This is a genomic window from Sphingobacterium ginsenosidimutans, assembly GCF_039536865.1.
In the GTDB taxonomy this organism is placed as follows: domain Bacteria; phylum Bacteroidota; class Bacteroidia; order Sphingobacteriales; family Sphingobacteriaceae; genus Sphingobacterium; species Sphingobacterium detergens.
Map to the genome: position 1 here is coordinate 759538 of NZ_BAAAZK010000007.1, position 23693 is coordinate 783230.

16 protein-coding genes are annotated in these 23693 nt (G+C 46.0%); 13 read left to right on the plus strand and 3 right to left on the minus strand.

Translation table 11 applies throughout. From position 1 onward, the window contains the following. Nucleotides 1–83 precede the first annotated feature (83 nt). From ABFX33_RS15460 to ABFX33_RS15520, 13 genes are all read left to right on the plus strand, one after another. Nucleotides 84–2147 carry a hypothetical protein gene (locus ABFX33_RS15460; RefSeq protein WP_346086760.1) on the plus strand — a complete coding sequence of 688 codons (2064 nt, stop codon included), beginning with the start codon at nucleotides 84–86 and terminating at the stop codon, nucleotides 2145–2147. A 227-nt stretch (nucleotides 2148–2374) separates the two neighbouring features. After that, nucleotides 2375–3733 (plus strand): glycoside-pentoside-hexuronide (GPH):cation symporter, encoded by a 1359-nt coding sequence (locus ABFX33_RS15465; RefSeq protein WP_346086761.1) that lies wholly within the window; start codon nucleotides 2375–2377, stop codon nucleotides 3731–3733. A gap of 13 nt (nucleotides 3734–3746) precedes the next feature. After that, a complete protein-coding gene (locus ABFX33_RS15470; protein WP_346086762.1) occupies nucleotides 3747–4895 on the plus strand; it encodes an endo-1,4-beta-xylanase in 1149 nt (382 codons plus the stop codon). Between the two features lie 10 nt (nucleotides 4896–4905). Next, complete coding sequence (locus ABFX33_RS15475) at nucleotides 4906–5877, plus strand: glycoside hydrolase family 43 protein (protein WP_346086763.1); 972 nt, start codon at nucleotides 4906–4908, stop codon at nucleotides 5875–5877. Between the two features lie 36 nt (nucleotides 5878–5913). Then, on the plus strand, nucleotides 5914–7953 hold the full coding sequence (locus ABFX33_RS15480; RefSeq protein ID WP_346086764.1) for an alpha-glucuronidase: 2040 nt from the start codon (nucleotides 5914–5916) through the stop codon (nucleotides 7951–7953). A gap of 504 nt (nucleotides 7954–8457) precedes the next feature. Beyond that, complete coding sequence (locus ABFX33_RS15485) at nucleotides 8458–9033, plus strand: RNA polymerase sigma factor (protein WP_346086765.1); 576 nt, start codon at nucleotides 8458–8460, stop codon at nucleotides 9031–9033. Nucleotides 9034–9138: 105 nt separating this feature from the next. Further along, nucleotides 9139–10254 carry a FecR family protein gene (locus tag ABFX33_RS15490; RefSeq protein WP_346086766.1) on the plus strand — a complete coding sequence of 372 codons (1116 nt, stop codon included), beginning with the start codon at nucleotides 9139–9141 and terminating at the stop codon, nucleotides 10252–10254. 258 nt (nucleotides 10255–10512) lie between these two features. Beyond that, nucleotides 10513–13806, plus strand: coding sequence for a SusC/RagA family TonB-linked outer membrane protein (locus tag ABFX33_RS15495; protein ID WP_346086767.1), 3294 nt, complete (start codon nucleotides 10513–10515; stop codon nucleotides 13804–13806). 17 nt (nucleotides 13807–13823) lie between these two features. Then, the gene (locus ABFX33_RS15500; RefSeq protein WP_346086768.1) at nucleotides 13824–15437 is read left to right on the plus strand and encodes a SusD/RagB family nutrient-binding outer membrane lipoprotein; all 1614 of its coding nucleotides are present in this window, start codon (nucleotides 13824–13826) and stop codon (nucleotides 15435–15437) included. 31 nt (nucleotides 15438–15468) lie between these two features. Next, the gene (locus ABFX33_RS15505; RefSeq protein WP_346086769.1) at nucleotides 15469–16593 is read left to right on the plus strand and encodes a DUF1735 and LamG domain-containing protein; all 1125 of its coding nucleotides are present in this window, start codon (nucleotides 15469–15471) and stop codon (nucleotides 16591–16593) included. Between the two features lie 26 nt (nucleotides 16594–16619). Continuing rightward, nucleotides 16620–17627 (plus strand): glycoside hydrolase family 18, encoded by a 1008-nt coding sequence (locus ABFX33_RS15510; protein ID WP_346086770.1) that lies wholly within the window; start codon nucleotides 16620–16622, stop codon nucleotides 17625–17627. A 17-nt stretch (nucleotides 17628–17644) separates the two neighbouring features. After that, the gene (locus ABFX33_RS15515; RefSeq protein WP_346086771.1) at nucleotides 17645–18772 is read left to right on the plus strand and encodes a DUF1735 and LamG domain-containing protein; all 1128 of its coding nucleotides are present in this window, start codon (nucleotides 17645–17647) and stop codon (nucleotides 18770–18772) included. Between the two features lie 44 nt (nucleotides 18773–18816). Next, complete coding sequence (locus ABFX33_RS15520; protein WP_346086772.1) at nucleotides 18817–20265, plus strand: BT_3987 domain-containing protein; 1449 nt, start codon at nucleotides 18817–18819, stop codon at nucleotides 20263–20265. A 103-nt stretch (nucleotides 20266–20368) separates the two neighbouring features. Here ABFX33_RS15520 and ABFX33_RS15525 read toward each other — a convergent pair whose 3' ends face one another. The 3 genes from ABFX33_RS15525 to ABFX33_RS15535 form a co-directional block, all read right to left on the minus strand. Next, nucleotides 20369–21571, minus strand: coding sequence for a dicarboxylate/amino acid:cation symporter (locus ABFX33_RS15525; protein ID WP_346086773.1), 1203 nt, complete (start codon nucleotides 21569–21571; stop codon nucleotides 20369–20371). Nucleotides 21572–21640: 69 nt separating this feature from the next. Further along, the gene (locus ABFX33_RS15530) at nucleotides 21641–22927 is read right to left on the minus strand and encodes a CitMHS family transporter (protein WP_346086774.1); all 1287 of its coding nucleotides are present in this window, start codon (nucleotides 22925–22927) and stop codon (nucleotides 21641–21643) included. Between the two features lie 20 nt (nucleotides 22928–22947). Then, complete coding sequence (locus tag ABFX33_RS15535; protein ID WP_346086775.1) at nucleotides 22948–23634, minus strand: DUF2490 domain-containing protein; 687 nt, start codon at nucleotides 23632–23634, stop codon at nucleotides 22948–22950. Nucleotides 23635–23693: the final 59 nt, after the last annotated feature.

Consider the following 23693-nt stretch of genomic DNA (forward strand, 5'->3'; position numbering starts at 1 on the left):
ACGAAAAGTATAATTAAGCAATTTAAATAACTAATTTATAGAATTTTATGAAGCAACTGAATATTGTCCTAAAAAAACGGACAATGGTATTATTATTATCCGTCACAGGGATTCTGTCTACAAAGATCTTGATGGGACAGCAACAAAATAAGATAATGGATTACAGTAAAGGATACGTGCACCAATCGATCGGAAATCCCTATCTTCCGCTTTGGGAGCATCTTCCTGATGGTGAGCCCCGTGTTTTTGAAGATCCAGATCACCCTGGAAAATATCGTGCTTATATCATCGGCTCCCATGATTTACGCTTTACTAGTTATTGCGGCCCGGATATCCGTATGTGGTCTGCACCTATTGATAATCTAACAAGCTGGCGGGATGAAGGCGCTATTTTCACCTATCCAATGGACGCCAAATGGGATGTTATGTATGCCCCAGACCTTGTGGAGGTCAAAAGGAAAGATGGAAAGAAGGAATATTATTTGTTTCCACACAGCAGAGGGGAGCACAGGGAAGCCATGGTTGTCAAAGGAGACCGGCCAAACGGCCCCTTTAAACCAATAAATCTGACGGAAGATGGCAAACGTACTTTGCCGGGAAGCATCCTGGGCTTTGATCCGGCGGTCTATATTGAGTACGTGACGGATCCGAAAGACCCCGATTTCGAAATCGGATTCCGGGCATATGGGTTCTGGGGATTTCAACGGTCAATGGCGGCACAATTGGATCAAAAAACCATGTATTCCCTAAGACCCGGAACTGAAATTATCAATTATCTTCTGCCGGCGAGCGCACGATATGGTGAGCTGCGCGACCCAAAAGGAACCACATATCCGAATATATTTAAAGGTGAGGATCTGGGAACTTTTAATTTTTTTGAGGCTTCCTCCATCCGAAAAGTCGGCAACAAATACGTTACGGTATATAGTGGTTATTCGGGACCCGAATATGGTGTAGCTAGTTCCAATTCAACCCTACGCTATGCGGTCGCAGATTCACCCTTAGGGCCATGGAAGGGTGGTGGGGTATTGGTAGACTCCAGGGCTCCGGTATTGAACAAAGATGGTTCGGGTATTGAAACCAGCAATGCCGGGCATAATACACATGGCAGTATTGAGCTGATCAATGGACAATGGTATGTATTTTATCACAGACCACCACGAGGATTTGGCTTTGCAAGACAGGCTGTGGTCGAACCCATCAAGGTGGAATGGGACGAAAAATCTGTGAAGGAGGGTGGGATGGTTTCCATCCGTGCCTTTGATCCCTATCAGGAAAACCTGACAGTCAAAGCTAAACAGGGAAAGGAGTATAAAGGTGCAGAAGTCACTTCCGAAGGATTCCATTTTTACGGCTTAGCTCCTTACCAGTACTATTCTGCTGGCTACGCTTGTTATCTTTCTGATATCAGTTTACAACAGGATTCCTGGGATGTTTGGGATAATCATATGCCCATAACCAATATGAAAAATGGACATATTGTCGGTTTCAAATATTTCGGATTTGGGGGACTCCATCAGGATAAATTTGGATTGAAAGCCTTTCAAGGAACTAAAAAAGGGAACCAAACAGCCTTCAACCTGTTTATAACACCAAAAACAAAAGCCGCATTTAAGGTCAATGTATGGTTAGATGGCCCTTGGGATAATGAGGTTTGGAAAGGCAAAAGGATTGCCCAAATAAGTATTCCAGCAAATTCCAAATCGGAGGTCACACAATTTACGGTCGATGTAGCCGATATCGTTGATCAGCTGGACCGCAAACACGCCTTATATTTAGTTGCAGAAGGTGGAGATGAAAATGCACTTTTTGATTTTATTGGACTAGGCTTTAGTTCGAAAGATCAAAAAATTGTACGTCCAATAGCACCGACAGTCGATATTACTGTAGATGGTAAAAAACTAGCCCTATCTGCCATTCCGGTAAGATCTACAGATGAGAATGGGATCATTGGATACAATACTTATGAAATTGCGGCTCCTATTCAGGTAAAAGGCAAAAAGATTCCTGCTGTAAAAGCATTTTCAGCTAATCCAGAGGTGAAGATTACAGTAAGGCAAGCGGGCTCGCTCGCAGATCATGCCAAAGTCGATTGTATTTACCGGGGACAGACAAAAAGCTACCTCATAAAATATGTAGCCGATTAAATAGAGTCAAGTATCCTTCGAGGGTGAATTCGTTGCAATGTTTTCTATTATTCCGTGTTTAAGGGTCTTTTTTAAACATTTTTATTAGCATATAAAACATTTGTATCAGTCGCCCTCGAAAAGGTACTTGTAGTTTTACCTCAGTAATTCAATATTCGATTAACCAATTATATATGGACCAAATGACAACAGCTGTAAAGCCTGCCAAGGGCTTTTATAAGCTTTCAATGAAACAAAGGGTAGGCTTCGGTGCAGGAGATCTGGCGCAGAATCTTATTTACCAGACCGTTTCGATGTACCTATTGCTTTTTTATACCAATGTCTATGGAATATCTGCGGCATCAGCGGGTATTATGTTTCTCGTCGTACGTATTGTTGACGTTGTTTGGGATCCTATCGTAGGCGCGTTTGTCGACAAAAGCAATCCCCGTTTGGGTAAATATAGGTCTTACTTAGTTCTGGGAGGAATTCCGCTTACGGGTTTTGCGATATTGTGCTTTTGGAATGGGTTTTCAGGCTCACTGACCTATGCTTACCTCACTTATGTCGGGCTGTCGATGTTGTATACATTGATTAATGTTCCCTATGGTGCTTTAAATGCCTCTTTAACGAGAGATACGGATGAGGTGACGAAACTGACGTCCATCCGCATGTTTATGGCCAATATTGGCGGGCTCGCGGTTGGCTACGGTGTACCTATTGTCGTGAAATATTTCTCTCCGGATGGAAAGATCAACTCGAAGGACTCTGCCGAAGCCTGGTTTACGACAATGTTTATCTATGCTTTGGTTGGTTTGGTACTGCTATTTTTTTGTTTTTCACAAACAAAAGAGCGGGTCATTATGGATGAGAAAGATACCGAAAACGTTCGGGTGTCTGATCTATGGCAAGAATTTAAGCACAACCGGCCCTTGCGTATTCTGGCGTATTTCTTCATTACTGCTTTTGCCATGATGGCCGTCGGAAATTCGGCAGGTTCTTATTATATGATCTATAATGTCAATGCGCCGGATATGCTTCCTTACTTTATGGCCTTGGGATCTTTACCTGCATTTATTTTTATGCCCCTTGTGCCGGCAATCAAACGTGCAATCGGAAAGAAGCAAATGTTCTATGTGTTCCTGGGGATCGCGATTCTGGGCATGCTGATGTTATATATTATTTCATCAAATGAAACCCTTAAGGGGAATATCGGCTTGGTGCTGATTGCGCAATTTATCAAATCTACAGGGGTTATCGTCGCTACAGGATATATGTGGGCACTGGTACCGGAGGTCATATCCTATGGGGAATACAAAACCGGTAAAAGGATATCTGGAATTGTCAATGCGCTCACAGGTATTTTTTACAAGGCCGGTATGGCCTTGGGGGGTATTATTCCGGGACTGGTGCTCGCCTATGTTGCATTTGACAAAGATAATGCAACAGCACAGTCCGCCACAGCCCAAATAGGGATCCTATGGTTGGTGGCTGTCATTCCAGCGCTGCTTCTGTTACTTGCCATGTATATCATTTCCAAATACGAATTGGATGACAGGACGATAGACAAAATCAATCAGGATATTGAATCCCGACATAATAATTAAACTCAACTAGACCATGAATATACTAAAGACTATTGTATTGGCTGCAACAACCCTTATGGGCGTAAATGTTTTCTCTGCGGCTACGCCCTGTATAAACCAGGAGCCTGACTCATTGTCCTTAAAGGAAGCTTTTGAAGATAAATTTTTTATTGGGACGGCCCTCAACCTCGATCAGATTTGGGAAAGGGATGCTAGGGCCGTTGCAGTCGTCAAACAACAATTCAACTCCATTGTGGCTGAGAACTGCATGAAAAGTATGTTTTTGCAACCTCGCGAGGGAGAATTTTTCTTTAAAGACGCAGATCGCTTTATAGCTTTTGGCCAACAAAATAAGATGCAGATCATCGGTCATACATTAATCTGGCATTCGCAGACTCCGGCTTGGTTTTTTGTTGATAAAAATGGAAAAGATGTATCCAGGGATATATTGATTGAGCGCATGCGCAAGCATATACATACTGTCGTGTCTCGATATAAAGGGAAGGTGTCCGGTTGGGACGTTGTCAACGAAGCTATATTGGATAATGGGGAATGGCGTAAAAGTAAATTTTACGAAATTATTGGTCCCGAGTTTATCAAATTGGCATTTCAGTTTGCCCATGAAGCCGATCCCAATGCCGAATTGTATTATAATGACTATTCAACAGCCATTCCCGAAAAGCGAAAAGGGATTATGGCCATGGTGCAACAGGTGAAAGCCGCTGGCGGACAGATCAGTGGAATCGGTATGCAGGAACATAATGCGCTGGACAATCCATCGTTGGCAGAAGTTGAAAAGACCATTCTTGGGTTTGCAGGTCTAGGTGTGAAAGTGATGGTGACAGAGATGGACATTTCCGTACTTCCACATGTGCGGCCCAATATGGGGGCTGAAGTTGGCGAACGCCATGCTTACAGTAAGAAGGCGAACCCCTATGAAAAAGGCTTGCCGGCAGACAAGATGGCGGAACTTGGAAAACGATATGTTGACTTTTTTAGGCTATATCTGAAACATCAGGATAAGATATCCCGAGTGACCCTCTGGGGCGTTGGGGATGGAGATTCATGGAAAAATGGCTGGCCTATTCCTGGACGTACGGATTATCCGCTCTTGTTTGACCGTCGTTATCAAGCCAAACCCTTTTTAAAAGATATTATTGCATTGACTCAAAAAAAAAAGTAATCGTAAAAAAATGAAAAAGATTAGATATTTATATCCAACTGACTACATGGCGGATCCATCCGCACATGTCTTTGAAAATAAGATATACATTTATCCCTCTCATGATCGGGAGAGTGGGATAGCCGAAAATGATAATGGCGATCATTTTGATATGCAAGACTATCATGTATTTTCCTTGGAAGATGTACAAGCTGAAGTGGTTGACCATGGGAAAGTATTGGCGGTAAAAGATATTCCTTGGTCCGGTCGACAGCTTTGGGATTCGGATGTGACGGAGAAAGATGGCAGATACTATATGTATTTTTCCATGAAGGATAAAAACGATATCTTTCGAATCGGAGTAGCTGTAGCGGATAGACCTTATGGGCCATTTATACCGCAGTCCAATCCAATAAAAGGAAGCTACAGCATAGATCCATGTGCCTTTAAGGATCAGGATGGATCCTATTACTTGTATTTTGGTGGTATCTGGGGTGGACAGCTGCAATTTTATCGAAACAATAAAATTGTTGTGCCGAACGAATTGCCGCAGGATAATGACGCCGCATTGAGTCCCAAGGTTGTGAAATTAGCGGCAGATATGCTGGAGTTTTCAGAACAGCCGCGTGATCTTGTCATTCTGGATAAAAATGGACAATCCTTAAAACAAGGGGATTCCGAAAAACGATTTTTTGAGGCATCTTGGATGCATAAATACAAAGACAAATATTATTTTTCTTATTCAACAGGCGACAGTCACCTTATCTGCTATGCCCTAGGGGACAACCCATATGGTCCATTCACTTATCAAGGAGTGATCTTATCACCGGTTGTCGGCTGGACCACGCATCATAGTATTTTGGAATTCCGGGGCAAATGGTATCTTTTTTATCATGATTCTGTTCCATCGGGCGGAAAAACCTGGTTAAGGAGCATGAAAGTGATCGAGCTTGAATATGATGAAAACGGATTTATTAAAACCATAGATGGCATGTCGTCTTAACGAACGATTTTATACATTCTCTAACATTTTTTGATTATGCGTGTGCAGTTGCTTTTATTGATGGCTTTGTTGTGTATTCCTTTTCTCGCCAGACCGGAAGATGGGAGTCAGTTGTGGTTACGATTTTCCAAACTCGGGAAGGCGATACATGGCGTAGATATCCTAGGTATAAAGTCAGCGGATCCAACTGTAGCTTTGGCAAAGCAAGAGCTGTTGGACTATTGGAAAGGAGCTGCGATCACCCTGCAAATCGATGTGAAGCAAAAGCAGTTAAAAGATGGCTATCAAATCAATCAGAACGAGAAAAAAATCCAGGTTGTCGCCAGTCGTCCAATCGGCTTATTATACGCTGCTTATCATTTGTTGCGCCTGCAGGAAACAGGCGGGCAGTTATCCTCTTCCAAAATCATTGAGATACCATCCTATGATATTCGTGTACTGAATCACTGGGATAATTTGGATGGTACCATAGAACGCGGTTATGCCGGTCATTCGCTATGGCACTGGGCGGAACTGCCGAAAAAGCTATCACCTAGGTACGAGCAATATGCGCGGGCCAATGCTTCCATTGGTATTAATGCTACCGTATTGAACAATGTAAATGCTTCTGCACAGGTATTGGATGCGGGTTATCTTGCCAAAGTGAAAGCGCTAGCAGATGTTTTTCGCAAATATGGGATCAAAGTATATCTATCAGTGAATTTTTCTTCTCCCAAAATTTTGGGTGGTTTACCTGACTCAGATCCTCTCCGTAAAGATGTTCAACGCTGGTGGAAAGCCAAGGCTAAGGAAATTTATACCTTGATACCCGATTTTGGCGGATTTTTAGTCAAAGCGAATTCAGAAGGACAGCCCGGGCCACAGGATTACGGGCGGACACATGCGGATGGTGCGAATATGCTTGCCGATGCACTAAAACCCTATGGAGGTATGGTGTTTTGGCGGGCATTTGTTTATCATCCCACCAAAGATGACCGAGCTAAACAAGCCTATCAGGAATTTGTGCCACTTGATGGGAAATTTAGGGATAATGTTATTGTCCAGATAAAAAATGGACCAATAGATTTTCAACCCCGCGAACCGTTCAATCCATTGTTCGGTGCCATGCCGCATACAGCCAAGATGCTCGAATTTCAGTTGACACAGGAGTATTTAGGCTTCTCCAACCATTTGGTGTACTTGGCGCCCTTATTTAGGGAAGTACTGGATAGCGATACTTTTGCTCATGGGGAGGGATCTACTATAGCCAAGATGACAGCTAGCAGTGGAAATCTGCATCGCGAGACTGCAATCGCGGCTGTCGCCAATATTGGTCAAGATAGCAATTGGACAGGTCATCATTTTGCGCAAGCCAATTGGTATGCCTTTGGGCGACTGGCCTGGAATAATACACTTTCTTCAGCGCAAATCGCAGGGGAATGGATAGGCCTCACATTTAGCCGCGAGGAGGCATTTGTTGATCCCGTTAAACAAATCATGCTGAACTCACGGGAGGCTGCCGTTGACTATATGATGCCGCTAGGCTTGCATCATTTGTTTGCCTTTGACCATCATTACGGACCCGAACCCTGGGGAGACATACCCGGTGGTCGTCCGGATTGGATGCCTTGGTATTATCATAACGCAGATAGCCTGGGAATAGGTTTTGACCGTAGTATATATGGGAGCAATGCTGTTGCGCAATATAATCCACCCTTGGATAAGCGATATGGCGTTCGCGCAAACTGTCCGGAAAATCTGTTGTTATGGTTTCATCATGTGCCCTGGGACTATCGGATGAAAAGTGGTAAAACACTTTGGACAGCGTTATGTTACCATTATGATCAAGGGGTTCAGAAAGTACGTGAATTTCAAAAAGTTTGGGATCGAATGGAGAAACATATAGATCCTTATCGTTTTAAATCGGTACAATCCAAGCTTAGAATGCAAGCGCGCGATGCCGTCTGGTGGAAAGACGCCTGCCTGCAATATTTTCAACTGTTTTCGGGACAGCCTATTCCTTACGAATTAGAGCGTCCTATTCATGATTTAGAAGAATTAAAAAGAATCAAACTGCCTATGGGGCATCATAATTAGGTGATCCATAAATTGTGCTAGTTTTCAGTTCGTTGCCAAATACGGTACTTTCGTTTAAAGGAACAAAACAAAATCCCACACGATCTGCCGATAATCCCGGACAGTCCTATGACTACTAATGCCACAGCTATCATGGTTGATTATGCCGAATATACCACGGTGGAGAAAAGAAAATGGCAGGAAATTATTGGGAGGCCAGTTGGAATCCGACACAGGGTAGGAAGGGCGGTTTTGGGGAATTAAATGCCTTTGAATAGAAACCTAAAAAGACTGCGTTTATTTATTACATGTTTATTTAGTGGTGGTTTAGTTGAAGAGCGCCCGGTACTAATACCGGCGCTTTCTTTTTTTAGGGCACTTGATTTTAACAGCCAAATTTTAGGACAATTGCAAATAAATCTTTAATATTGACAAATAAATCTTAAATGTTGACAAGTTGAGGCTGTATGTCCTCATGATCTACCCGAATGAATCGACGGACAAAAATATAGTTGAAAACAGCAGATGAAGCAGTATCGTAATCTTTCGGACCCGGAGCTGGTTAATCTTCTCAAGGCTAGCGATCATGCGGCCTATCTGGAAATTTATGACCGATATAAAACTGCACTGCAGCAGCATGCCTGGAAGAAATTGGGTCGCGCCGAAGATGTGCAGGATCTGATTCAGGATCTATTTACTGAACTCTGGGTTAAGCGCGAAGTATTGACGCTGACCACAGGACTGGCCAATTATCTGTTTACAGCAATCCGAAACCGCTCGCTCAACCTGATCTATAAACGACGCAAAGAAGCTCCTTACCTGGATTCGCTGCAGGAATTTATACGTGAAGGGAATTACCTGATTGACCTACAGATACGGGAAAAAGAATTCCAGGAGCTGATCCAAAAAGAGGTGGAAAGCCTGCCACCGCGGATGAAAGAGGTTTTCAAACTATGCCGCGAAGAAGGGCTCTCCCATAAGCAGATCGCGGAGCGTCTGGGTACCTCCGAGCATACGATTGCCAAACAAATGACCAATGTACTCAAAATTCTAAGGAAAAATCTGGGACCTTTCTATTTTATTATCTTTCTGATTATCTGATTTTTACCTGTTTTTTTTATTCTTTTTTTATGATTCGATACTTGTTCGCATCCTGTTATTTGTCATAGGTATATAGGGCCAGCAATGCGGCCCTCTGAATAACCAATGAAAGAATCAGAAAAATTACTACTTAAATATCTGGAGGGACAAGCGACTCCCGAAGAACAGGCGATCGTCGAAAGCTGGTACCATCAGCTGCAGACAGCGGATGTTTCCGGTTTTGACGAACTGCAGAAACAGCAGCAGCTGGAGCTGATCCGGCAGCAGCTGCCGGGGTATCCAATAAAGAAAATCAGGCGTTGGCCGCGTATTGCAGCGGCAGCAATCCTGCTGTTTGCATTTGGCGCTGGTATTTTTTATTATAGTCAGTCTTCACACAACAATACGCTCGTAACTGTGCCGCAGCATAAAGACATCGCTCCCGGTAGCGTCGGTGCGACGCTTACGCTCGCCAATGGGAAGCAGATTCTTTTGGGCGAAGCAGGTGAAGGCGAGATCGCCCGTCAGGCAGGAGTCACCGTCACCAAAACAGCTGATGGTCAAATTCTATATCAGATCTTGGGTAACAGTACCAATGCACATAGTAGCAATACCTTATCCACAACCAACGGTCAGACTTATGTCGTGACGCTTCCCGATCAAACAAAGATATGGTTGAATGCCGCCTCGAGCCTGACCTACAGTACGGCACTCTATACCAGTAAGGGACAGCGTAGGGTGGAATTAACAGGCGAGGCTTATTTTGAAGTGGCAAAAGACAAGGCACATCCTTTTGTGGTCAAAACGGGTGATCAGGAGATCGAAGTACTTGGGACTCATTTCAATATCAATAGCTATGCGGATGAGGCAGCGATCAATACGACACTGTTGGAAGGATCAGTAAGGGTCATCCATGGACAACGGAACCAGATCATCCGTCCGGGACAACAGGCCATTGCCACGTCCAAGGGCATCACCGTCAGGGAAGTGGACATCGATGAAATTGTGGACTGGAAAGATGGCGACTTCTCCCTTAATCATATCAACTTTAAAACAGCAATGCGCAAAATTGCCCGATGGTATGACGTCGAATTTATCTATGATAGCAGCGTACCCGCGGATATGGAGGCTGGTGGCTGGATTTCACGCAAGAACAACCTGTCTGCCGTGCTGAAGTTAATTGAATCCTCGGGACTGGCCCATTTCAAAATCCAGGGCCGTAAGGTATATGTTTCTAAATAACCCTTATATAAACCCTAAAATGAATGATAAAATGAAAAGAGACTTCGGATAACCTATTAGATCCACAAGATTAACCAGAAGTGCCTGAAACACCCCTGGTTAAGATTTGGCCCAATCTTTCAATTGTTTACACATCCAGCTACCAAAGCCCTGGAAAGTCAAGGTATGCTGTATATTAACCAAACTAAACAAATGTATAAAAAATATACAATTAAAATTGGTATAGATGGAATACTATGCCGTAAAATATGGCTGATTATGCGACTAACCACTGCCTTTCTCATCGTGTCGCTAACACACGTGAGCGCGTTGACCTCTGCACAGAAAATTACGATAAGGCGACAGCAGGCCTCTCTGGAATCTCTTTTGAAAGAGATCCGCAAGCAAAGCGGGTACGATCTCTTCTACGATGGACGGATTATTCCCAAAAATCAAAAGCGCAGTATTGATCTGTCTAATGTATCGGTCAGTGAAGCGCTGGAGACTGTATTGAAGGGGCTGCCCCTGGCGTATACTGTTCATGCGAATACCGTCGTGCTGCGCCAAAAATTGCCTGCAAGCAGTCCGGAAACGGAAATGTTCATCCCGATACAGGGTATCGTACGCGACAGTACGGGACAACGTATTGCCGGTGTATCCATATTAAACCGAAATACCGGACAGAGTGGCGCAACGGACGCCGAGGGGAAGTTTAACCTGAACGCCAGCATCGGCGATATTCTTGTTTTTTCCTTTGTCGGCTATGTGCGGCAAGAGCACAAAGTCGAGTCCGCAGAAATGCTCCAGATTGTCCTGCAACAGGAAGAAATGAAAATGGATCAGGTCGTGGTGACAGCTTTGGGTATCCGACAATCCGTCAAAGCACTGACTTATAATGTGCAGGAATTTAAAGGCGAGGAAATTACACGGAATAAAGATGCCAACTTCGTGAACAGTCTGACTGGAAAGATTGCTGGGGTCACCATCAACTCGAGCTCATCGGGGATTGGTGGTGCGACAAGGGTGGTCATGCGGGGCACAAAGTCCATAGCCGGAAACAACAACGCACTTTATGTGATCGACGGTATTCCTATTCCGAATAACAATGGTGGCGGCACCAACGGTCCTTTTGAAGGAGTCGTCAGCGGGGAGGGGATCTCCAGCTTTAATCCCGAAGATATTGAAAGCATCACCGCCCTGACGGGCCCCTCCGCGACCGCATTGTACGGTAATCAGGGGGCCAATGGTGTGCTTTTGGTCAATACCAAAAAAGGTACCCGTGGCGACACCGAAGGACTGTTTGGCAATATCCGTGTCAATGTATCCCACAGTTCGGATTTCTTTACGCCTTTTGTAATGCCACGTTTTCAAAATACCTATGGTCAGTCTAATCCACAGGAATATGCCAGCTGGGGACCAAAGCTGCCTCAACCTTCGGACTACCGGCCGCGGGACTTTTTCCAGACGGGTTACAACATCAGCAATGGGGCAAGTATAGCTGGTGGTACGGAAAGAAGCCAGACACTTTTTTCTGTAGGGACGAACAATGCCGAAGGTATTATCAGAAATAACACCTTTGACCGCTATAACTTTTACCTGCGCCACAATGCGCAGCTTTCAGATCGTCTCACCGCAGATTTCAGCGGAATGTACGTGCGTCTAAAAGACAATAATATGGTGGCGCAGGGTCAATACCAAAACCCGATCGTACCTGTTTACCTCTTTCCGCCGGGAGATGATTTTAAAAAGTATCAGGTGTATTCACGCTATGATCCAAACCGCCTGATTTCGACCCAGTTTTGGCCTTATCAGGATCAGGGCCTAGGCATGCAAAATCCTTATTGGATTACCGATGCCCAAAGTCGTGTATCCAATACCGATCGCTATATGATGAGTGTCACGGCCAACTACAAAGTGACAAACTGGCTTGATGTGACCGGCCGTGTCCGTATCGACAATAGTGTGCTGGAAAGCGAGACCAAAAGACCGGCCGGTACCTGGGGACTATTTGCTTCCGAATTTGGCTATTATCAGACCGGCAAGACGACGAACAAAAATACATACCTGGACCTGATTGCCAGTATGAAGCATAATTTTGCAGACAACCGTTTTTCTTTGCGGGCCAATCTGGGTGGAAGCTATCAGAAAGACCGTATGGACGGTTTAGGGGCCGGTGGTAACCTGCTGCGTCTCGCTAATTTTTATTCTGTACAGGAAAATACAGATAATCCAGCGACACAGAGTTATAGTGCCACCGAGCTGCAGTCTGTTTTTGCAACCACCCAACTGGGCTATCAGAATTGGCTATTTATGGACTTAACTGGCCGTTATGAATGGCCTTCGCAGTTGCCGTCGGGTTTTGCCACGACCTCCTCTTATTTCTATCCTTCTATCGGTATTTCGGGGGTGATCAGCGATAAATGGAATATCTCCAAGGCGGCGATATCTTTTGCTAAACTTCGTTTCTCCTATGCCGAGGTAGGCAATCCACCCCGTTTTGGCGTGGCCAATCCGGTATTTTCTTTAGTAGACGATTCCTTCCGACCAGCCCCATTTGCAGACTACCGTCCGGAGCGGACAAAGTCGTACGAGGCCGGAATGGAGCTACGCTTCCTACACGATCGCCTGTCCTTGAATGCGACCGTATACCAGTCCAATACAACCAATCAGCTGCTCGAACAGCCCTTGTTGGGAAGCAGCATCTATACGGTGTTCTTTTATAATGCGGGTGATATCCGCAACCGGGGAATTGAGGCGAGCTTGTCCCACCGTGGCAAATTCGGTGCCCTGGACTGGACATCAGGCCTGGTCTTTTCACTGAATAGAAACCGTGTCATGCGTCTTTCAGAAGGTTTTATTAATCCGGCCACGGGTGAGCCTTATGAAAATGAGCAGCGCCGTGTTGGTGGTCTGGGGGATTTTGAGAATGTGCTGACCGTAGGCGGTTCAATGGCCGATTTTTATGTTTCCCAGGTACTGCGGGAAGATAATCAGGGTAACCTATGGGTAAATCCTGGCGATGGTTCGATCGGTCGCACAACAATTCCGCGGCGCTATGTGGGGCGTGCCATGCCGGATTATACCTTGGGCTGGAACAATCAATTTTCTTACAAAGGTGTAGACCTTTCCTTTCTGATCGATGCCCGGGTAGGGGGAATAGGCGCTTCCTATACCCAATCCATTATGGATGCATTTGGCGTTTCGGAGCAGTCGGCACTGGACCGCGATAACGGCGGTGTGATGGTCTATGGTAGCAAATACCCCAATGTACAGGGCTATTACAATCTATTGGGCAACGGTGCGAGCGGTATGGCAGCTTACTATATCTACAGTGCGACAAATGTTCGCTTGCGTGAAGTTGCCCTAGGGTATAATCTTCCGGCCAAATGGTTTGGTCCAAAGGCACCAAATATTCGTGTGGCGCTAACGGGCAGAAACGTATTTATGTTTTACAATAAATCACCATTTGACCCTGAATCGACTTCCTCTACGGGTACTTATGATCAGGGGATAGATTATTTCCGCCAGCCCAGCTACCGGAGTTTTGGTTTCAGTGTCCGCGCTCAGTTTTAACCTTAACGTACATAACAATGAAAAATTCATATAAAAGATATAGATTTCGGATGTTGGGAATCGGCTGCGCGGTATTGACCGTACTCGCTGCTGCCTGCACCAAAAATTATGCTGAATACAATACCAATCCCTATAATGCCACACGTGAGCAGATGGAAGCCGACGGTTACCTCACGGGACGCAATTTTCCGATTATGATCAATGCTGTTGTCCCGGCCGCTGACGCCGGTGCCGGTACCAATTTTGTAAACAGCTACCAAATCGCATTTAATCTTGCCGCAGATTGTTATTCGGGCTACATGGCCCAGGCAAACAACTGGAACGGAAATACCAACAACCTGACCTATGGCTTCAACCTGACCTGGGTGAACGAGCAGTTTAACCTGACGGGCCGGTTGCTCAATGCCTGGAAGCAGGTCCAGGAGGCAACAACACTCTCGGGTGATTCCCTGCAGTTTTCTGTTGCACAGCTGATCAAGATCACAGGCATGGTACGCATGACCGATAGTTATGGTCCTGTTCCTTATTCGCAGATCCCGACAGGCACCTTCACCCCGGCATACGACAGCCAGGAAAGTCTATACCGAACTTTTATCGGCGAACTGGGACGTGCGGCAAATCTGCTGCATCAACGTGGGGCAGCAGCGGGGACACCGCTGGCACCATACGACCAGATTTATGCGGGCAACTACCTGCAATGGGCAAAATATGCCAATTCATTGAAACTGCGTTTAGCGATTCGGATGGCTTATGTCGATCCGGCGAATGCCAAACGCTTTGCCGAAGAGGCGGTCAGCCATCCTGCAGGCCTCTTAACAGCTGTGGGGGATGCGGCCATACAAAAGCCGGCGGCGGGATTAAATTTCAAAAATCCCTTACGCACCTTAACCCAGGATTACAATGAAGCACGGATGGGCGCATCCATGGATTCCTATTTACGTGGTTATGGCGATCCGCGGATCGGGGTATTCTTCGCAACTTCCACTGTACGTCCCAATGAATATGTAGGAGTGCGTACAGGCATCAATGTGGTGCCGGCGGTGTATCAGCCCTTTTCACAGCTGAATGTGACCAACGACACAGGCTTGCCCTGGATGCGGGCATCTGAAGTTTATTTTCTCCGTGCTGAAGGTGCATTGCGGGGCTGGAACATGGGGGGCAATGCGCAGTCCTTGTACGAAACTGCTGTTCAGCTCTCTTTTGCGGAGTTAGGGGTAGCGATGCCTACAGGTTATCTGTCCAATGCGACGGCAAGACCGGCAAATTATACCGACTATGCGCCGGGCAGTGCCTACAGTACGGCTTCCTTGGGCGGCAGTACCATTCGATGGAATGAGGCGGATAACTTTAATACCAATCTCGAGCGTATCATCACCCAAAAATGGATCGCCATGTACCCCAATGGACAGGAAGCCTGGGCAGAATTCAGACGCACGGATTTTCCGAGGTTATTTCCCATAGCGCTCAACCGGAGCGGTGGAACAGTCAATAGTACCGTACAGGTCCGCCGCTTGCCTTATCCCTTACAACAATATCAGGAGAACGGTGCACAGGTCGCGCGAGCATTGACCTTGCTCGGGGGACCCGATAATGGCGGTACGCGGGTCTGGTGGGATGCCAAACCGAGGTAATGGACGATTGATTATTTAATAGACTATGGTTATGAAAAAATATTGGATAAAAAAGATTCCTTTCGTCCTGTTTGGCTTGCTCTGTTGCTTGCTGGCAGGATGCCGGAAATCAGCTGTGGAGCAGCGTGGAATATACATCACCCGTGCACAGGTTAACCCTTTTGTGGGATTGTCCGTGGATAATACCGGTGGTTCCTTGTCTGTAACGGCAAGTGCCTCCGCGGTCGTCAATCAGGACTTGGATGTCATTTTTCGTATCAATCCGGCGCTGGTGGACAGCTATAATGCACAGAACGGCACAGATTTCAAGGCATTGCCCGCCCAGCTTATACGGTTGAGTGCTACTCAGGCAGCTATCCGTCGTGGCTCAAGTGTATCAGACGCAATACAGATTGAGATACTCCCATTGGCGGGAGCCGTTGAAGTCGGTACACAATATTTGGTCCCTATTGAAGTAGCAAGTGTTTCTTCAAATGACTTTCCGATTCTGGAGAGTTCCAAAGTGCTTTATGCACAGATCCAGCAAGTGCTGGTGAATCCAGCCCTGGACTTGTCGCAGGCCAATGGTGTCAGTTTTGCCATTCCGGATCCGATTAGTAACCTGAACGCTTTTACCGTAGAAATGCGGGTACGCGTGACAAGCGGACCATTCCGCAATAATATGACACTCTTTGCAGCTTATCCGGATGAGATCTATTCCCGTTTTGGTGATGTCGTGATATCACCCGATCAGCTGCAGATCAAATATAAAGGTGTACAACCGGCATCCCGGACTCGTTTTTCGGTCAATCAATGGTACCATATTGCTTATGTATTTGACGGGCAGGCCAACAGCTTTCGCATTTATGTCAACGGTGTCGAAGATGCTGCTACAGTAGCACCTCCGGGAAGTACTTTTAATCTCAACCAGATGTTTTTTGGCGCCAATGGCAACCCCATTCAAGTACAGGAATTGCGTTTCTGGACGCAGGCGCGCACGGGCATTCAGCTTTTGAATAATATGTGTGCTGTAAATCCGCAATCGGATGGCTTATATGGCTACTGGAAGTTTGATGCTGGCCAAGGGAATACGATCGCTGACGCGACGGGGCATGGACATACGGGAACAGTCAATGGGACCCCGCTGTGGGTCACTGGGATCCGCTGTCCGGAATAGAGGTGTAAACAAAAATTGAAAACACAATGAAAACAATTAAAAATCTGCTATATACTTGTCTTTTTGCCGGCACTGCTTTGCTTGCTGCCTGCGAAAAGCAGAATATCCCGGTGCCGGAGCCGGTCACAAAACTGGTTCCTGTCGGAAGTGATGAATATTACGAAAACTTACGGGCATACAAGCGCAGCGACCATCAGATCTACTTCGGCTGGTGGGGTGGACTTGGGACGCCGGGGAGCCCGGAGACGGTCAGTGTAATAGACCAGATTCCCGACAGTGTAGACATCGTTGCATTTTGGGGTGGTATGCCACCCATTGGCTCACACAATTTTGAGACCATGCAACGGATACGGCAACAAAAAGGAACACGATTTGTCATCACAAGTTTTGGCAGTGGCGTGGAACGGATTATGCGGCAGAATGATCCTGAATTGGTTGAAACAAATGTCATGCAAGCGATAGATAATGTCGCAAAAGCCATTGCCGATACAATTGCTTTATATAATATTGACGGATTTGACCTAGATTATGAACCTGGGGAACTTGCAGAAGTCAATTCCTTTTTTGGAAACCGTTATGCCGTAAATGGCAACAACCCACATGTATTGCGGCTGTTTCAGGCCTTAGGAAAATATCTTGGCCCGGCATCGGGGACCGACAAGCTACTGATTATTGATGGATACAGTCATCCCGGTGTGGCACCCTATTACAATTATTTTATGCAACAGGCCTATGGTTCGAGTTCACCCTCGGTTCTCCAGGGCAGACTGCTGAACTATGGACTTGGTGAGTGCCCGCCACATAAATTTGTGCCCTGTGAAAATTTTGAAAATTGGTGGCGGGATGGCGGTGTAAATTTTACCGATCCACGACTGGGCACGATCCCCTCGCTGCTGGGCTTTGCGTATTGGAATCCGACAGAAGGGCCTAAGGGCGGCATTGGAAGCTACCATACCGAATATGAATATCCGAATAATCCAGATTATAAATGGACCCGACAGGCCATACAGATTATGAATCCCGCAGTACGTTAATTGAAGGAGGTAATATCATGAAAAAAAGAATATATAGTTGGCTATTCAGTTTTTTAATGGGCAGTCTATTGTTTGCCTGTAAAAGCGATGAAGTCAATACAAACAGTGTTTATTTAACCTTAGCGGAAGTCAATAACACAGCAAGGCTGACGGTAGATAATACCGGTGGAGCACAGGCTTTCACGGTCACAGCCACACAGCCCACTGCACGGGCGGTGACAGCGCAAATAGCGGTAGATACCACATTAATTGCAGCCTACAATCAGCGTTTTGGCACAGCCTATCAGGCGCTTCCACAGGGATCTTATGCACTGTCTGCCAATGAAGTACAGATACAACCCGGCATGACCGTGTCCGATGCAGTCAGCCTCCGAGTGAATGGAACCGAGCTTTTTGAGGTCGGCAAAGCCTATATGATGCCGGTTACGGTTCGTAATGTATCCGGAATACCACTAATAGAATCTTCCAGAACACTTTACCTGATTATCAATCAGGTGACAATTACTACGGCAGCATCACTTAACGGTAATTATTTTAAAGTGGATTTCTCACAGAATAATGATGCATTAAAGGCTATGCCAGCTATTACGATGGAGACGCGGATCATGGTCAATCGTTTTCAGGCGGGCTCACCCTTTATCAGCAGCATTATGGGCATCGAGGAAACCTTCCTGTTGCGTTTTGGAGATGTGACTGTCCAGCCCAATCAGCTACAGGTATCGGGGGGCCCAACTTCCACAAATGTGAATTTTACGTTTAACACCGGAACTTGGTACCATATTGCGGCAGTTTATGACGGCAGCCAACTCAAAGTTTATGTCGATGGGGTACTTCTGGCGACGACAACGGCGAGTCGAACCGTGGATCTGACAAATATGTGGGAGGACGGTTTTCACTTTGGGCGTTCGGCCCGGGGTCGCGGATTAAATGGTGCTATTAGTGAAGCGCGTATTTGGTCCAGAGCATTGACGCAGGCTGAGGTTAGCAATGGAAAATGTGGTATAGACCCGGCCAGTGCGGGGCTAATTGGCTACTGGAAATTTAATGCAGCGGAGGGAAGGACCGTACGTGATATCAGTGGCCACAACCGCGATGCGGTTGCTGCCAGCACAATTCAATGGGTGCCCAATGTACGTTGCGAGTAGGCGTTTAGACAATAAATAATTATTAACGATAGATAAGAGATCGTATGAAAAGATATTTAAATAAACTGCGTACCTCAATTGTACGCAGTATAGGCTGGATAATCCTGGTCTGCGCAATAGTCAGTTGCAGTAAGGATAATATGAGTACACCAGAGGACTTGATTATTTATATGCCTACCGGTGCTACCTATAATACTGCTGACGCCAGCTATGTCACGGCGCGCAGCAATGTGCTCGCGGGAGCGGGGACAGCTTTTCCGGTATTATTGACACGGGCCTTTGACCGGGAAGTACAGGTCACAGCAGCCATAGACACCTCACTGCTTTCCGCATATGATCTGGCAAATAAGACGCAGTCTCCGGCTTTTCCTGCTGATGCTTTTGTGTTAACAAACACCGGTCAGGTCCGTATTCCTGCCGGGCAGGAACGTTCCGTTGACTCATTGCACATCACATTGGGACAAACGAGCAATCTGGACTTCAGCAAGCAGTATGTGGTGCCAATACGCCTGGCCAGTACAAATTCCGGTCTTCCTTTGAGCAGCAACAGGCAGGTCATGTATTTGCGGGTACGATTTAACCAGATCACCACACAGCTCAATGGCGCGCCCAGCAACCGTGTCATACCGATTGTGATCAACCGTACACCCACTGGTGATGTAATCAGCGGTAATTTAAATCTGACAGCGGGCGTAAATACAGCCTTTGGTCAGGCACTGATTGTGGCGCTACGGGATCGGCAGGATCTGCTGGCGGGATATAATCAGGCCAACCAAACAAATTATGTGGCTTTTCCGGCGAACAGCTTTGCTTTCAGTCCGGCCAGCGTTTCCATTGCCAGCGGAAGCCTCAATGCTGCAACACCATTTGCGTTGGCACTGCGCAATACCACGAGTTTTGTGCCGGGCCGTAGTTATCTGTTGCCTCTGGGTATTGCAGACGAAGGGCCAGTAGCACCGCATGAAACCCTAGGTCTTGCTTACCTTTCAGTGGATGTACAATTGCAGAATATCAATCCAGCCAATCCCGCACCTGTGGGCAATCGGGTAGACCGGACGGCCTGGACGGCAACAGCCAGTTCCACGGACAACGACTATGCTCCGGGGGCACCGGCATTGGTGTTTGATAACAATGCGGCGACCGGCTGGCATTCGGCATTGGCCTTTGGCACAGCGCCAGCGGTTACCTTTACGGTGGATATGCAAAACCAGAAAAATATAAGCGGATTTACCTTTACGCCACGATATTGGGATTACTTTGGTTCAACGTATATTTCGGCGCCTACAGCGATGCGTGTGGCCAGCAGCAATGATGGGGTCAACTGGACCGTACAAGGCTCTTATACGGGCAGTATGCCTGCAGGTACAGCGGCTAATCCCCAACTTCGGAATATCAGTTTCTATGCGCCGGTGCAAGCGCGTTATTTCCGCTTTACACTGACCGCTTATGGACAATATGCTGGCGGTTTTGGGGAATTAAACGCCTTTGAGTAGAAACCTAAAAAGACTGCGTTTATTTAATATATGTTTATTTGGTGGTGGTTTAGTTGGGAGTGATTGGCGGGCGCGCCATCACTCCTTTTTTATGAAAACAACTTTACTGGCGGCGCTGGGCTATCTTGGAGATACTCGCTCCGGCAACGGCAATACTAATAAAGTTGGTGACCGACCGGGCTTCATTCATAAAACGGTCCACGCTATAGAGTAGGGCAATATCTGTTAATGGAATCTTCCCGAATTTATTGAGTGTGAATATAAGTGCCAGAAATCCGGAACCGGGCACGCCCGAAGCGGTCTTGGACGTAAAAGTGATAATAACAAACAACAACAGATAGTCGCCAAAATCCAGTGGAATCTGGTAAAACTGCACTAGAAAACAGCAGGCCACAGCGAGGTAGATGCATGCGCCAGCAAGATTAAAATTATAGCCCAAGGGAATCACAAACCGTAAGATTTTACGGCTATAGCCTTCGGATTCCAATTTCTCAAAAATAAGCGGAAATGCGGCTTTTGACGAAGAAGTCGTGATCACAAGCAGGATTTCCTCTTTGATGTTGACCAAAAAGCGGAGCAGATCAAATTTCAACACATAGGAGATCAACCCGAGTACAACCACGATAAATACAATATCTGCCAGGTATACGGTGGCCACAACCTTGCTCAGCGGCAATAAAGTATCTACACCATACACCGCTACCCCATAAGCGATATTACAGAGGATAATCAAGGGCAAAATAAAATAGAGGTATTTAATAAAGGTATAAAACAGCTGCTGTCCCTGGTCGAGTACGTTCAGAAAGCGGGTTCTTCTTTTTGAAAAATTCATCAGTATTCCCACGATAATGGAAAAACTGAGAAAGATACCGTGCCTGTTGACGTATAAAAAGGTATGTAATTGCTGATCATCCAATTCAAATTGATCGGGCAGTGAGGGACTGCCTGCTGCAAGACGAATCCCGGTGTCAGCACCAGGCTGAATAATAAAGCCAAAGAAAAAACCCAATGCAATGGCGATCGTACTGATTGTTATAAAATAAAGCAGCACCTGCCATACAATCCGACGCGCATTGCTGAGGTCTGCGAGTTGACAGATACCATGGGTCACCGCCATAAAAATAACGGGAAGGATAAGCATCTCCAGGATCATGAAAAAGTAACGGCTTACACCACCAAGTGCGCGGCTTACCTCTGGTGCAAAATACCCCATGGCAACACCGGCAATCAATGCTAAAAACACGTATAATGTTAGATTTTTGAGGTAGGGGCCAGTAAAAGTTTGCCTTGCATAAAAGAGGTTCATCTGAAAATCGCGCTATCTAAGTCTTTATTTTACTAGTGAAATATAATGAAATTATCTCAGATTGTAGGGTTAAATAGTGCCCAGCATGACGGCAGCCAATAACATAACAAGCGAGGATCCTATGGCCCATTTTAACGTGTACCGGAGATGGTCTGCATAATCTACACCCGCGAGTGACACCAATAAATAGGTGGAAGGAACCAGCGGGCTCAGCAGGTGAGAGGCCTGACCGACAAGACTAGCACGCCCCAGTATATCAGCTGGGATTCCCAGTTTATGACCTGTTGCGGCGACAATAGGCAGAATACCAAAATAATAGGCATCATTCGTCAGAAAAAAGGTGAGCGGCACGCTGAAAATCGCGGTTATAATACTCAGGTGCATGCCCCAGCCTTTTGGAACAATGCCAATCATACTATTGCCCATGGCCTGCATAATTCCTGTGCCATTGAGGATCCCTGTGAAAATACCGGCTCCAAAGATCATGCCCGCAACCGATAACGCATTGCCGGCATGTTTTGCCATTATTTTTTGCTGATCTTTTAATTTAGGATAGTTGATGACTGAAGCGATACAGAATGCCACCATAAAGGCGATGCCCAACGGGGCGATATCCAGAATCATAACCACGAGCAGGATAAGGGTAAGCAGGAGGTTGATCCAGATTAATTTGGGCCGAAGTAGCGTCGGATCCAGATCGCCGGCGATGCCTGTGCTTGTGTATTTCTTGAATTTACCTTGTTTGGCAATGCGCCCCTTTTCCTTTACGCCTAAAATATAGGCCACAACTAACACCCAGCAAATGCCTATCGCCATAATAGGAATCATAGGAACAAAGATTTCGGTATGCCCAAGTTTGAGCGAACTCATTACTCGAGCGGTAGGGCCGCCCCAGGGAAGGATATTCATAATACCACCAGAAAGCATCACTATGCAGGTAAGCACCAATGGGTTGATGCCCTGTTTTTTGTATAAGGGCAACATGGCCGCAACCACAATAATATAGGTGGAGGAGCCGTCGCCATCGAGCGAAACCAGGGTAGTTAATATCGCTGTACCAAGGGTGGTTTTGACGGGATTATCCCCAACCGCCTTTAATATGATATTAACCAGCGGTTCAAAAAGCCCCGTATCTATCATTAAGCTAAAATATAGAATGGCAAATAGCAGCATGACACCGGTCAACGCGATTTCCTTTACACCATTTTTCATCATTTCACCAAGATCGGACCCAAAGCCCGCAAGTAGTGCTACCGAGACCGGAATAATGACTAAGGCGGTAATCGGTGTCATTTTCTTGAGCATAATCAAGAGCATAAAAATGACGATCATCAAAAAACCGAGGAATGTAAGCATAGCTAAGAATGTTTATGTTATTATTTATTTTTTCTCCAATCGAAATTGTTTCTGTAGCCGACATAGGCATAGTTGCTGGGTCTGCCCGTCTCTACCTGATTGATCCAGGCAATTTCGACAGCGGCATTTTTACCCAGTTTCCGGCCGAAGCCTGCCGTCAGGCGATTGCTGTCAAAGGGTTCATCTTTTTTGGCATTCATCCGGATCTCATTCTTAAGAATGCCATAGTATTGTTCGGGTTGGCCAGCTTTGTTAAAAGGGATCCGCAATGAAATCAGGTAACGTAGGCGGAGCACAAACTCATTGGGGTTGTTGATAAAACGTTCTTCAAACCGAAAACGGTGCGAAACCGACGTGCGCCCGATATTTCCGCCTAAACTGACTTGCTGAAAGGGTCTTTTTTCGTAGCGTGTTCTTTTTCCACCGTCTGCTTTATAGGAATTCAAGGTGAGAAACATCGCACCCAATGCAGGTCTAACATCATCAGCAACCTCATAATCCACGTAAGCCGAGACCAAAAACAGGCGCGTGTCATAAGCCAAATCAAAGGAACGATATTGCGACAGGGCCGTAAGGGTACTCTTGTCCGTCAGTTTGGCGGATAACAGGTATTGAAACCACATATTATAGGTATCACTGCGCTGCGCATACGCCAGCGGACTAAAGGCCAGCAAAATGATGGACATAAAAAATATCTTGATGCTCATGTAAGTTTATATTGGTATCCCTTTCACCCAAATATATTTATAAGCGGATTTGATAATTT

Bases quoted from the DNA above. Each gene is read 5' to 3' on its own strand.
- ABFX33_RS15460 (WP_346086760.1), top strand. From the start codon at position 84: ATGGTATTATTATTATCCGTCACAGGGATTCTGTCTACAAAGATCTTG.
- ABFX33_RS15465 (WP_346086761.1), top strand. From the start codon at position 2,375: ATGAAACAAAGGGTAGGCTTCGGTGCAGGAGATCTGGCGCAGAATCTT.
- ABFX33_RS15470 (WP_346086762.1), top strand. From the start codon at position 3,747: ATGAATATACTAAAGACTATTGTATTGGCTGCAACAACCCTTATGGGC.
- ABFX33_RS15475 (WP_346086763.1), top strand. From the start codon at position 4,906: ATGAAAAAGATTAGATATTTATATCCAACTGACTACATGGCGGATCCA.
- ABFX33_RS15480 (WP_346086764.1), top strand. From the start codon at position 5,914: ATGCGTGTGCAGTTGCTTTTATTGATGGCTTTGTTGTGTATTCCTTTT.
- ABFX33_RS15485 (WP_346086765.1), top strand. From the start codon at position 8,458: ATGAAGCAGTATCGTAATCTTTCGGACCCGGAGCTGGTTAATCTTCTC.
- ABFX33_RS15490 (WP_346086766.1), top strand. From the start codon at position 9,139: ATGAAAGAATCAGAAAAATTACTACTTAAATATCTGGAGGGACAAGCG.
- ABFX33_RS15495 (WP_346086767.1), top strand. From the start codon at position 10,513: ATGCGACTAACCACTGCCTTTCTCATCGTGTCGCTAACACACGTGAGC.
- ABFX33_RS15500 (WP_346086768.1), top strand. From the start codon at position 13,824: ATGAAAAATTCATATAAAAGATATAGATTTCGGATGTTGGGAATCGGC.
- ABFX33_RS15505 (WP_346086769.1), top strand. From the start codon at position 15,469: ATGAAAAAATATTGGATAAAAAAGATTCCTTTCGTCCTGTTTGGCTTG.
- ABFX33_RS15510 (WP_346086770.1), top strand. From the start codon at position 16,620: ATGAAAACAATTAAAAATCTGCTATATACTTGTCTTTTTGCCGGCACT.
- ABFX33_RS15515 (WP_346086771.1), top strand. From the start codon at position 17,645: ATGAAAAAAAGAATATATAGTTGGCTATTCAGTTTTTTAATGGGCAGT.
- ABFX33_RS15520 (WP_346086772.1), top strand. From the start codon at position 18,817: ATGAAAAGATATTTAAATAAACTGCGTACCTCAATTGTACGCAGTATA.
- ABFX33_RS15525 (WP_346086773.1), bottom strand. From the start codon at position 21,571: ATGAACCTCTTTTATGCAAGGCAAACTTTTACTGGCCCCTACCTCAAA.
- ABFX33_RS15530 (WP_346086774.1), bottom strand. From the start codon at position 22,927: ATGCTTACATTCCTCGGTTTTTTGATGATCGTCATTTTTATGCTCTTG.
- ABFX33_RS15535 (WP_346086775.1), bottom strand. From the start codon at position 23,634: ATGAGCATCAAGATATTTTTTATGTCCATCATTTTGCTGGCCTTTAGT.